This is a genomic window from Ruminococcus sp. 1001713B170207_170306_F1, assembly GCF_015668065.1.
GTDB classification, from domain to species: domain Bacteria; phylum Bacillota; class Clostridia; order Lachnospirales; family Lachnospiraceae; genus Blautia_A; species Blautia_A faecis.
In genome coordinates this window covers 79,318-91,873 of the sequence record NZ_JADPEX010000011.1, presented here as the reverse complement: position 1 = coordinate 91,873, position 12,556 = coordinate 79,318, and the positions used below count along the sequence as shown (strand labels likewise).

Annotated in this window: 10 protein-coding genes; all 10 read left to right on the top strand. The window is 46.8% G+C overall.

Going from position 1 to position 12,556, the window contains the following annotated elements:
* The 10 genes from I4V84_RS08750 to truB all read left to right on the top strand — a co-directional run bounded on the left by I4V84_RS08750 (position 1) and on the right by truB (position 12,504).
* On the top strand, positions 1 to 1,926 hold the full coding sequence (locus I4V84_RS08750; protein WP_173716347.1) for a DNA gyrase subunit B: 1,926 nt from the start codon (positions 1 to 3) through the stop codon (positions 1,924 to 1,926).
* A 135-nt stretch (positions 1,927 to 2,061) separates the two neighbouring features.
* Positions 2,062 to 4,308 (top strand): DNA topoisomerase (ATP-hydrolyzing), encoded by a 2,247-nt coding sequence (locus tag I4V84_RS08745; RefSeq protein WP_195379396.1) that lies wholly within the window; start codon positions 2,062 to 2,064, stop codon positions 4,306 to 4,308.
* 280 nt (positions 4,309 to 4,588) lie between these two features.
* Positions 4,589 to 5,053 (top strand): ribosome maturation factor RimP, encoded by a 465-nt coding sequence (rimP, locus tag I4V84_RS08740; protein WP_118578686.1) that lies wholly within the window; start codon positions 4,589 to 4,591, stop codon positions 5,051 to 5,053.
* Between the two features lie 150 nt (positions 5,054 to 5,203).
* Complete coding sequence (gene nusA / locus I4V84_RS08735; protein WP_118578762.1) at positions 5,204 to 6,412, top strand: transcription termination factor NusA; 1,209 nt, start codon at positions 5,204 to 5,206, stop codon at positions 6,410 to 6,412.
* Positions 6,396 to 6,671 carry a YlxR family protein gene (locus I4V84_RS08730; RefSeq protein WP_173716346.1) on the top strand — a complete coding sequence of 92 codons (276 nt, stop codon included), beginning with the start codon at positions 6,396 to 6,398 and terminating at the stop codon, positions 6,669 to 6,671. Before nusA ends, I4V84_RS08730 begins: the two co-directional genes overlap by 17 nt.
* Positions 6,661 to 6,981, top strand: a complete 321-nt coding sequence (locus tag I4V84_RS08725; protein WP_173716345.1) for a ribosomal L7Ae/L30e/S12e/Gadd45 family protein — start codon at positions 6,661 to 6,663, stop codon at positions 6,979 to 6,981. Before I4V84_RS08730 ends, I4V84_RS08725 begins: the two co-directional genes overlap by 11 nt.
* A gap of 160 nt (positions 6,982 to 7,141) precedes the next feature.
* Complete coding sequence (gene infB, locus I4V84_RS08720; RefSeq protein ID WP_173769370.1) at positions 7,142 to 10,120, top strand: translation initiation factor IF-2; 2,979 nt, start codon at positions 7,142 to 7,144, stop codon at positions 10,118 to 10,120.
* A gap of 91 nt (positions 10,121 to 10,211) precedes the next feature.
* A complete protein-coding gene (gene rbfA / locus I4V84_RS08715; RefSeq protein WP_195408961.1) occupies positions 10,212 to 10,634 on the top strand; it encodes a 30S ribosome-binding factor RbfA in 423 nt (140 codons plus the stop codon).
* A gap of 17 nt (positions 10,635 to 10,651) precedes the next feature.
* Positions 10,652 to 11,614, top strand: a complete 963-nt coding sequence (locus tag I4V84_RS08710; RefSeq protein ID WP_195991643.1) for a bifunctional oligoribonuclease/PAP phosphatase NrnA — start codon at positions 10,652 to 10,654, stop codon at positions 11,612 to 11,614.
* Positions 11,614 to 12,504: a tRNA pseudouridine(55) synthase TruB gene (gene truB / locus I4V84_RS08705; RefSeq protein WP_195991641.1), complete on the top strand. Its 891-nt coding sequence runs from the start codon at positions 11,614 to 11,616 to the stop codon at positions 12,502 to 12,504. Before I4V84_RS08710 ends, truB begins: the two co-directional genes overlap by 1 nt.
* Positions 12,505 to 12,556: the final 52 nt, after the last annotated feature.

Sequence of the window (12,556 nt, the reverse complement as noted above, 5' to 3'; positions counted from 1 at the left end):
ATGGCAAAGAAAGACACTTACGACGCGGGTAGTATTTCTGTCCTGGAAGGATTAGAAGCTGTTCGGAAACGTCCGGGAATGTACATCGGAAGCGTATCCAGAAAAGGTCTGAACCACCTGATCTATGAGATCGTGGACAATGCGGTAGATGAGCATCTGGCCGGTTACTGTTCTGATATTGAAGTAACATTGGAGAAAGACGGCTCCTGTACGGTCACTGATAATGGACGCGGTATTCCGGTAGATATGCATGCGAAAGGGGTATCTGCAGAGCGTCTTGTATTTACCACCCTCCATGCAGGCGGTAAATTTGACAACTCTGCTTATAAGACAAGCGGTGGACTTCATGGCGTTGGTTCTTCCGTTGTAAATGCCCTGTCCACATATCTGGATATTAAGATCAGCCGTGACGGATTTGTACATCACGATCATTATGAGAGAGGTATTCCCACGATTGAACTGGAAGAGGGACTTCTCCCCAGACTTGGCAAGACCAGACAGACCGGAACCTGCGTAAATTTTCTTCCAGACCCGGAGATTTTTGAGAAAACAAGATTTTCATCCACAGAAGTAAAGAGCCGTCTCCATGAGACTGCATACCTGAATCCCAACCTTACCATTCATTTCATGGATCTTCGTGGTGATACGCCTGAAGATATCACTTATCATGAGCCAGATGGAATCGTGGGATATATCAAAGACCTGAATCACAATTCCGAAGCTCTCCACGAACCGATTTATCTGAAAGGAGAAGCCGACGGAATCCAGGTAGAAGCAGCATTTCAGTACACCAACGAATTCCGTGAGAACGTACTTGGCTTCTGCAATAATATTTACAATGCAGAAGGCGGCACTCATCTTACCGGATTTAAAACAACCTTTACAACGGTGATGAATACTTACGCTCGTGAGATCGGTATTCTGAAGGAAAAAGATGCTAATTTCACAGGAGCGGATATCCGTAATGGAATGACAGCGGTTGTTTCCATCAAGCACCCGGAGCCACGCTTTGAGGGGCAGACCAAGACCAAACTGGACAATCAGGATGCAGCCCGCGCCACGGGAAAAGTAATGTCTGAGCAGCTGGTACTCTATTTTGACCGAAACCTGGAAACCTTGAAGACCATTTTGTCCTGTGCGGAAAAAGCTGCCAAGATCCGTAAGACAGAGGAGCGTGCCAAGACCAACCTTCTCACCAAGCAGAAATATTCCTTCGATTCCAATGGAAAGCTTGCCAACTGCGAGAAAAAAGATCCTTCACTTTGTGAAATCTTTATCGTAGAGGGAGATTCCGCTGGTGGCTCTGCAAAGACTGCCAGAGATCGTAATTACCAGGCAATCCTTCCGATCCGCGGTAAGATTCTGAATGTGGAGAAAGCCACCATTGACAAGGTGCTTGCAAACGCAGAAATCAAGACTATGATCAATGCATTTGGATGCGGATTTTCCGAAGGCTATGGAAATGACTTTGATATCACTAAACTTCGTTACGACAAGATTGTGATTATGGCCGATGCGGATGTGGATGGTGCTCATATTTCCACACTTTTGCTTACTTTATTCTATCGTTTTATGCCAGAACTGATCTACGAGGGACATGTTTATATTGCCATGCCCCCTCTTTACAAAGTAATGCCGAAGAAAGGTGCCGAAGAGTACCTGTATGATGATAAGGCACTGGAGAAATACCGTCGCAGTCACAAGCCGGGAAGCTTTACCCTCCAGAGATACAAAGGTCTTGGAGAGATGGATGCCCAGCAGCTTTGGGAGACAACCTTAAATCCGGAAACCCGGAGAATGAAGCGGGTGGAAATCGAGGATGCCCGTATGGCTTCCAGCGTGACAGAGATCCTGATGGGAAGCGACGTGCCGCCAAGAAAGGCATTTATTTACGAGCATGCAACTGATGCAGAACTGGATATTTAAGAAGGCTGAAATCCGAAAGAGCAGGATTTTTCGGACGAAAAAGCAGAATATGGTCTGAACGTAATATAGAAGAGTATTTTGCAAGAAGAGAACCTCAGATTTTAGCTTAGAGCGTGTTTGAAAGGAAAACAGATTATGGAAACAAAGCAGGAGAATGTAATTGCCACGGACTATGCGGACGTGATGCAAAAATCCTATATAGATTATGCCATGAGCGTTATCATTTCCAGGGCACTTCCGGATGTCCGCGATGGCCTGAAGCCGGTACAGCGAAGAACCCTGTATGATATGTACGAGCTTGGGATCCGTTACGACCGTCCATATCGTAAGTGCGCCCGTATCGTTGGAGATACCATGGGTAAATACCACCCTCACGGGGACAGCTCTATTTATGAAGCACTGGTTGTAATGGCACAGGATTTCAAGAAGGGCAAAACCCTGGTAGACGGCCACGGAAACTTCGGCTCCATTGAGGGAGACGGCGCCGCTGCCATGCGATATACAGAGGCAAGACTGGAGAAACTGACCCAGGAGGTTTTTCTGGCAGATCTTGACAAAAATGTAGTAGACTTTATGCCAAACTTCGACGAGACAGAGAAGGAGCCTCAGGTGCTTCCGGTGAAGATTCCCAACCTTCTGGTAAACGGTGCAGATGGTATCGCCGTAGGTATGGCCACCAGCATTCCGCCTCATAACCTTGGGGAGGTTGTGGATGCGGTGAAAGCTTATATAAAGAACAACGACATCAGTGTGAAAGGCCTGATGCGTTATCTGAAAGGACCGGATTTTCCTACAGGCGGTCTGGTTGTAAATAAAGATGATCTTCTGAATATTTATGAGACCGGAAGCGGCAAGCTTCGTCTCCGCGGTAAAGTGGAAGTGGAAAAAGTAAAAGGCGGCCGCCAGCAGCTGGTGATCACCGAGATTCCGTACACCATGATCGGTGCCAATATTGGAAAATTCCTTAACGACGTAGCCTCCCTTGTAGAAACCAAGAAAACCACAGATATTGTGGATATTTCCAACCAGTCCTCCAAGGAAGGAATCCGTATTGTACTGGAACTGAAAAAGGATGCAGATGTAGAGAATCTCACCAACATGCTCTACAAGAAAACCAGACTGGAAGACACTTTCGGAGTCAATATGCTGGCTGTTGCAGACGGACGTCCGGAAACCTTAAGCCTGAAGCAGGTGATAGAGCACCATGTGGATTTTGTGTTCGAGGTGACTACCCGCAAGTACAAGACTCTTCTGGGAAAAGAGCTTGAGAAAAAGGAAATCCAGGAAGGCCTTATCAAAGCCTGTGATGTAATCGATCTGATCATTGAGATCCTTCGAGGCAGCAAGAGCCGTGACCAGGTTAAGAAGTGTCTGGTAGAGGGTATCACAGAGGGAATCAAATTCAAGTCAAAAGCCAGTGAGAAAGCTGCAAAGAATCTGAAATTTACGGAGAATCAGGCTACAGCCATTCTGGAAATGCGTCTGTACCGTCTGATCGGACTGGAAATTGAGGCTCTTCAGGCAGAGTATGACCAGACTATGAAAAATATTGCTTCTTATGAAGATATTCTGAACAACTATGATTCCATGTGTGAAGTGATTATTGAAGAACTTGATGGAATCAAAAAAGAATACAGCACCAAGAGAAGAACTGTGATCGAGAACGCAGAAGAGGCAGTTTACGAAGAAAAGAAGATGGAAGAGACAGAGGTCTGCTTCCTTATGGATCGCTTCGGCTATATGCGCCTTATTGATAAGAATGCTTATGAGAGAAACAAAGAGGCTGCCCATGCAGAGAATAAATTTATTTTTACCTGTATGAATACAGATAAGATCTGCATTTTCACAGATATGGGACGCATGCATTCCATCAAAGTGGCAGACATTCCACTGGTGCGTTTCCGTGACAAGGGAACTCCGGCTGATAATCTGAGTAACTACGACAGCAGCCAGGAGCAGATCCTTTATGTGGCACCTGCAGGGCAGGTGAAATTATCTACTCTGTTGTTCGTGACTAAGACCTCCATGTGCAAGCTTGTTGCAGGTGAGGAATTCGATGTGGCAAAGAGAACGATTGCATCTACCAAGCTTGGAGAAGAGGATCAGTTGATCTTTGTAGGTCCGGCAGATGAAATGGAACAGATAGTATTTCAGAGTCAGAATGGCTATTTCCTACGTATTCTGAAAACGGATGTTTCTACTATGAAGAAGACCTCTGTTGGTGTAAGAGGAATGAAGCTGGGGGACGGGGATGTTCTTGAACATGCCTATCTGGTGGAACCGAGACAGGAGTACACTATCCAGTATCACGACAAGCCGTATGCATTGAACAAGGTAAAGTTGGCCAAACGTGATACCAAGGGTATGAAGCCCAGAATTTAAGCAGCAGATTATGAAGAAAAGGCTGTTATACAGGTTGTGCAGCAGAAGCTCAAAAGAGCTGAAAGTAAAAGCTGTTATTGGTGAAATAAGCTTAACAATACTGTCAAAATGGGTTAAAACCCTGTAAAATGGGCATTTATAAGAAAAAGCCCTTGCAATTTGGATTTAAAGGTGTTAGAATGATACAAGAAATTAGAACTTGTTGACAAAGGAGTGGGCGTGAGCCCACTCTTTTTGATGATAAGGACCAGAGTGTGTTTGAGAAAGGCAGGTGGGAAAAATGAGCAGAAAAGAAGAGTATGAACAGAAAGCAGAAGCATTGTTATCTCCGATCGTAGAAAGCAATGGATTCGAACTGGTAGATGTGGAATATGTCAAGGAGGCAGGAAACTGGTATCTTCGCGGCTACATTGACAAACCAGGCGGAATCACAGTGAATGACTGCGAGACAGTAAGCAGGGCTTTCAGCGACAGGCTTGACGAAGATGATTTCATCGAGGACAGTTACATCATGGAGATCAGTTCTCCGGGACTTGACAGACCTCTGAAGAAAGAAAAAGATTTTGCCAGAAGCATTGGCAAACTGGTAGAAATCAGAACCTACCGGCCAATCGAGAAACAGAAAGAATTTTGTGGTGAACTGACAGCATATGATAATAACAGTGTGACCATTGATGAGGAGGGAACTCCTCGCACTTTCGATAAGAAAGACATTGCACTGGTGCGTCTGGCGATTGATTTTTGAGTTACCATGAAAGTCCGGACCGGCAGCTGTGGGAGTACCACAGGCGCGGAACAGCTGACTTTCATATAGGAAGATGCTGCCAGTAGGCGGCATGTCCGATTTAAGAAATAAGCGATTATGCTGGAAAGCAAAAAGGAGGAAATAAGAAAAATGAACAAGGAGTTAATGGGTGCTCTGGACGAACTGGAACGCGAGAAAAATATCAGCAAGGAAACTTTGCTGGATGCCATTGAGCAGTCCCTGATCCAGGCATACAAGAATCATTTTGGAAAAGCTGACAATGTACATGTTACCATTAACAGAGAAACAGGCGATTTCAGTGTATATGCAGACCGCAGGGTTGTAGAATTCGTAGAAGATCCTGCTGAGGAGGTTTCTCTTGTAGAAGCACAGAAGCAGAATACCAATGCAGAGGTTGGCGATATCTTGAAGGTACCGGTTCACTCTGACAAATTTGGCCGTATTGCAACACAGAATGCAAAGAACGTAATCCTTCAGAAAATCCGTGAGGAAGAGCGTAAAGTTCTGTTTGACCAGTATCACGGCAATGAGAAAGAGGTTGTTACCGGCATTGTACAGCGTGTGGTAGGACATAATGTAAGCGTAAATCTTGGCAAGGCAGATGCAATCCTTGCTGAGAATGAGCAGGTGAAGGGTGAGACCTTCAAGCCTACTGAGAGAATCAAAGTGTATATTCTTGAGGTAAAGGATACACCGAAGGGACCTCGTATCCTTGTTTCCAGAACACATCCTGGCCTTGTAAAACGTCTCTTTGAGTCTGAGGTTGCTGAGGTGAAGGACGGAACTGTTGAGATCAAGAGCATTGCCCGTGAGGCAGGTTCCCGTACCAAGCTGGCAGTATGGAGCAACGATCCTGATGTAGATCCGGTTGGAGCATGTGTTGGTGTAAATGGTGCCCGTGTAAGTGCGATTGTAAATGAGCTTCGCGGTGAGAAGATTGATATCATCAACTGGGATGAGAATCCTGCAATCCTGATCGAGAATGCATTAAGTCCGGCGAAGGTAATCGCTGTTATGGCAGATCCGGATGAGAAGACTGCACTTGTTGTGGTTCCGGATTACCAGCTTTCTCTTGCAATCGGTAAAGAAGGACAGAATGCACGTCTTGCAGCACGTCTGACTGGATTTAAGATTGATATCAAGAGTGAAACCCAGGCAAGAGAGTCCGGCGACTTCTATGATTATGACGAGGATGACGATGAGTACTATGAGGATGACGAGTACGAAGAGTCTGAGGAGTCCGCTACAGAAGAAATTTCTCAGGATAGCGAAGAAACAGCTGCCGGTGAAGAGTCTGAAGAGACTGAGGATGCGGTAGAGAATGAAGACGAAGAATAAAATTCCCATGCGCCAGTGTACTGGCTGCAGAGAAATGAAGAATAAAAAAGAAATGATCAGGGTGTTGAAAACCGCAGAGGATGAGATCATTCTGGATGCTACAGGCAGGAAAAACGGTCGCGGAGCTTACATCTGCAAGAGCCGTGAGTGCCTGGAGAAAGCCAGAAAGAATCACGGACTGGAGCGTTCTTTGAAAGCAGCTATCCCGGATGAGGTTTATGATAGCCTTGAGAAGGAGTTTGATAGTATTGAAGAATAATAAAGCGCTGTCCCTGATCGGACTTGCAACAAAGGCCGGAAAGACAGTCAGCGGAGAGTTTTCCACTGAGAAATCCATTAAGACCGGCAAAGGATATCTGGCAATTGTAGCCGGGGATTCTTCGGATAACACCAAGAAGAAATTCCGGAACATGTGTGAATTTTACGAAGTGCCCTTGTATATCCTTTCAGATAAAGAAACGTTAGGGCATGCCATGGGCAAGGAATTCCGTGCCAGCCTGGCTGTACAGGACTGGAATTTTGCAGAAGCTATTAGGAAGGTGCTGCAGGATGAGGAGAAGGAGCTCTAGAGCATACCACTGTTGTCTGAGAAAACGACCTGAACCAAAGAGGAAAAAGCGTTCCGGGGAATGCTTTTAAATGTTCCCGGGAAATGATTTTTGATAATACGAGCTGCGGAAAACTTGTGAAAGCGTATCCTGACTCGTACTGGTGAAGGGAGAATGGCATATGGTGATAAATTCACATGAGCCTGCCAAAGACAGAAATAAGCAAAACAGAGAGAATAAAAACAGAGTGAAAAAAGTTATAGATACGGGAAAGGAGAAAGGAATAACATTGGAGACTCCTAAGACAGAAGAGCAGAAAGTGTCAGTAAAGAAAGAAGGCGACGGTGCAGAGGCACCGAAGAAGAAAAAAAATATTATCCGCGTATATCATGCACAGAATGCAAGTGACGGCGGGAAGAACAGAAAGAAACCAGCTGGAGAGAGAAAGCCACGTCCACAGGGCACACGTCCTGCAGCACAGGCACAGCCGGCAGCGAAAGCAGAGGCACCTGTAAAGGCAGCACCGAAGCCAGAAGCTCCTAAGACAGAAGCACCGAAGCCGGTAAGTGCACCGAAGGCTGAAGCTCCTAAGACAGAAGCACCAAAGGCAGAAGCACCAAAAGCTGAGACAGCACCAAAGAGCGCACCGGTAAGTGCACCGAAGACAGAGCCTGCAAAACCGGTTCAGGCTGCACCGAAAGCAGAAGCTCCAAGGACAGAATCCCAGAGACCAGCTGCACAGCAGAACAGAAACGACGGCCAGCAGCGTCAGGGAAATGGCCAGGGCAACCGTAATTTCCGTCAGGGCGAAGGCCGCGACAATAATCGCGGGGACAGAAATGGAAACGGAGGCAGATTTGGCCAGGGAAGACCACAGGGCGGCAATGGCGGCCAGGGCGGATTCCGCGGAAACAGAAATAATGATGGTCAGGGAAGACCTGTAAGACAGGGAGACTCCCAGAACAGAGGACCGCGCCAGGGTGATGGAAACGGACGTGGATTCCGTCAGGGCGGTGACAACAGAGACAATAGAAATGGAAACGGAAATGGCAGCAGATTTGGCCAGGGAAGACCACAGGGCGGTCAGGGACGTTTCGGAGGAAAAGACGGAGATAACCGTAGTGAAGGACGCTTTGGCGGACAGAACCACCAGGGTGGACAGCGCTCCGGCGGTGCAAGAAGAAGCGGCGGCGGATCTGACGCAATCTTTACACCAGAGCTGACCAAGACATCCAAGGACAGCAAGCGTGAGCGTGACAGAGAGAACAAGAATAAAAAGAAAGATTTCGATAAGACATCAGGTGGCGGACACAGACCAAACCAGGGCGGCAGAAACCAGATGTCCAGAATCCCGAAAGCACTTCAGAAGCCTGCTCCGCAGCAGAAACAGGAAGAGAAGAAACCGGAGATCAAGGAGATCACAATTCCGGAGAAGCTTACCATCCGCGAGCTTGCAGAAGCGATGAAGATGCAGCCATCTGCAATTGTTAAGAAGCTGTTCATGGAAGGTCAGATGGTAACGGTAAACCACGAGATCGATTTCGAGCAGGCAGAAGAGATTGCTCTTGGATTTGACATTATTGCAGAAAAAGAAGAAAAAGTAGATGTAATTGAGGAGCTTCTGAAAGAGGAAGAGGAAGACGAATCCACAATGGTTTCAAGACCACCGGTAGTCTGTGTAATGGGACACGTTGACCATGGTAAAACTTCTCTTCTGGATGCAATCCGTAAGACAAACGTAACAAGAGGCGAGGCTGGTGGAATCACACAGCATATCGGTGCTTATGTAGTTGATATTAACGGGCAGAAGATCACTTTCCTTGATACACCGGGACATGAGGCATTCACTGCCATGCGTATGCGTGGAGCAAACTCCACAGATATCGCTGTTCTTGTAGTTGCAGCTGACGATGGTGTTATGCCGCAGACAGTAGAAGCTATCAGCCATGCAAAGGCTGCTGGCGTTGAGATCATCGTTGCCATCAACAAGATCGATAAGCCAAGTGCAAACATTGAACGTGTAAAACAGGAGCTTTCCGAGTATGAGCTGATTCCTGAGGACTGGGGCGGTACAACTCCGTTCGTTCCGGTATCTGCCAAGACAGGAGAGGGCATTGATGATCTTCTTGAAATGATCCTTTTAACCGCAGAGGTTTCTGAGCTGAAGGCAAACCCGAACCGTGCAGCAAGAGGTCTTGTGATCGAGGCTCAGCTGGATAAAGGCAAAGGACCGGTTGCTACGATCCTTGTACAGAAGGGTACTCTTCATGTTGGAGATTTTATCGCAGCCGGAGCATGCAATGGTAAAGTACGTGCCATGATGGATGATAAGGGACGCCGTGTAAAACAGGCTGGTCCGTCTACTCCTGTAGAGATCCTTGGTCTTGGCGATGTTCCGAATGCCGGAGAGGTTCTTATGTCCTTTGAGAATGATAAAGAGGCTAAGAATTTTGCAGCAGCATTTGTTTCCGAGAATAAGAACCGTCTTCTTGAGGAAACTAAGGGTAAACTTTCCCTGGATAATCTGTTTGACCAGATTCAGGCAAGCGACCTTAAGGAGCTCCCGATTATTGTCAAAGCCGATGTGCAGGGTTCTGTAGAGGCTGTAAAACAGAGTCTTGTAAAACTTTCCAATGATGAGGTTGTTGTAAGAGTGATCCATGGCGGCGTTGGTGCTGTCAATGAGTCTGATGTCAGCCTTGCTGCTACATCAAATGCGATCATCATCGGATTTAACGTTCGTCCTGATACCACAGCGAAACAGCTGGCAGAGCAGGAAGGCGTTGACCTTCGTCTGTACCGTGTTATCTACCAGGCAATTGAGGACGTGGAAGCTGCCATGAAGGGTATGCTGGATCCGGTATTTGAGGAGAAGGTAATCGGTCATGCAGAGGTTCGTCAGCTGTTCAAGGCTTCCGGTATCGGTACTATCGCAGGAAGCTATGTGCTTGACGGTACCTTCCAGAGAGGATGCAAGGTACGCATCACCAGAGACGAGGAGCAGATCTACGAAGGTGAGCTGGCTTCCCTTAAGAGATTTAAAGATGATGTCAAAGAAGTTCGTGCAGGCTATGAGTGTGGTCTTGTATTCCAGGATTTCAATGACGTTAAAGAAGAAGATAAAGTTGAAGCATATATTATGGTTGAGGTGCCGCGCTAGAGCGTAGTAATCGCAGGTGTCAGTTGGGGGCAAGCTCATTGCCCCCAATTTTCCGTTGTCCAGAGCCTGCACTCATATAGGAGACCAAAAAATGAGAAAAAACAGCATTAAAAATACAAGGATCAATGCAGAAGTTCAGAAAGAACTGAGCAACATTATCCGCGGTGAGATCAAGGATCCCCGCATCCATCCCATGACATCTGTCATGGCTGTGGAGGTTGCACCGGATCTTAAGACCTGCAAGGCATTTATCAGTGTCCTTGGCAGCGAGGAATCCAAGCAGTCCACAATTAAAGGGCTGAAAAGTGCAGAAGGCTATATCCGCCGTCAGCTTGCGAAGAACCTAAATCTTCGCAATACGCCGGAAATCCGCTTCATTCTGGATGAGTCCATTGAATATGGCGTAAATATGTCCAGACTCATTGATGACGTGATCGAACACGACCATTCGAAGGGCACTGAGAGTGAGGACGGGGAAAAACAGGATACAGTAGAAACTGAAGACGAAGAGTAAAAATCGAGGTGAAGGGAATGGAGAGAATCGAAGAAATTCTGGATGGCGTAAAGACCATGGGAATTGGGGGACATGTTCGCCCGGATGGTGACTGTGTAGGTTCCTGCATGGCACTTTATCTGTATATAAAGAAATGGTATCCTGAAATCAAGACAGATATCTATCTGGAGAAGCCGAAACCGGTATTCGGACATATTGCATGCATGGACGAGGTGCATTATGAAGCAGGCGAGCCCAGAGAGTATGATCTTTTTGTAACCTGTGATGTAAGCGCTCCTGACCGTCTGGCAGTAGCGTCTGATTATTTCGCTTCTGCGAAAAAGACCGTCTGCATTGACCATCATGTGAGCAATCCGGGATTTGCAGATGTGAACCACGTACATGGTGAGATCAGCTCTGCCAGCGAGGTTCTGTATAAGCTTCTTGACAAAGAAAAAATCAATCTGGATATTGCAACTGCTATTTATACCGGAATGATCCACGATACAGGTGTATTCCAGTATTCCTCCACATCTCCGGACACCATGCGTATTGCCGGTGACCTGATGGAAAAAGGCGTTGATTTTTCCAATATTATTGACGAATCCTTCTATCAGAAAAGCTACATTCAGAATCAGGTCATGGGACGTGTTCTGGCAGAGAGCATTATGCTTCTGGATGGCAAATGTATCGTTGGCTACATGAAGCTGAGAGACATGGATTTCTATGGGGTAAAGCCGTCAGACCTGGATGGAATCGTAAGCCAGCTCCGTCTTACGAAAGGTGTGGAAGTGGCAATGTTTATTTACGAGCATGAAAGCCAGGTATTCAAGGTATCACTCCGTTCCAACGGTTCTGTAGATGTAAGCAAGATCGCTTCCTATTTCGGAGGAGGCGGACATGTGAAAGCAGCAGGCTGCGATCTGGCCGGTTCCATGTACGACGTTATCAATAATATTTCAGAGCAGATCGAAAAACAGCTTTTAGGACAGGATAAGTAATGGCAGATTTTCAGGGAATCATTGTAATTCACAAGGAAAAAGGCTTTACCTCCCATGATGTGGTAGCCAAGCTTCGGGGAATTCTCCATATGAAAAAAATAGGGCACACAGGTACTCTTGACCCGGATGCTACCGGTGTTTTGCCGGTAGCTCTTGGAAAAGGCACCAAGCTGGTGGATCTTCTTACAGATAAGGAAAAAACGTATGAGGCAGTGCTTCATCTGGGAATCGACACGGATACCCAGGATATGTCTGGAACAGTTCTGGAAGAGAAGCCGGTGAATGTGACCGAGGAGGAAGTGCGAAAGGTACTGAAAAGCTTTGTAGGGGAGCAGCTTCAGGTTCCGCCTATGTATTCTGCTCTGAAGGTAAATGGAAAGAAACTTTACGAGCTGGCTAGAGAGGGCAAAACGGTTGAGCGAAAAGCCAGGCCAGTGTGTTTCTACGAGATAGAGCCTCTGGAATTTCATCTTCCGCTGGTGAAAATAAGAGTGACCTGCAGTAAGGGAACCTATATCCGCACCTTGTGCCATGATATTGGCGAGAAGCTTGGCTGTGGCGGCTGTATGGAAGAACTGCTCCGGTCAAGGGTAGGCCGGTATTCTCTCTCTGAGAGTCATACACTTGCCCAGGTGGAAGCTGCTGTGGCAGATGGAACCGTCCAGGATATGATCGATCCGGTGGAGAAGGTTCTGGCTGATTATCCCGCTCTTTATGCGGATTCTTACGGGGACAGGCTTCTGGCAAATGGAAATCCGCTGTCCGACAATCTGGTTCGTCCCCAGCACAAAGAGGGCTGGGTGCGCATGTACGCCAGTGACGGAACTTTTACAGGTATTTTTCAGTGGGATGCAGGGAAGAAGAAATATTATCCGGTGAAAATGTTCTGAATAATAAAGTGACGATTCAGCAGGTGCTGAACAGTTACCAATCAGGCATAAA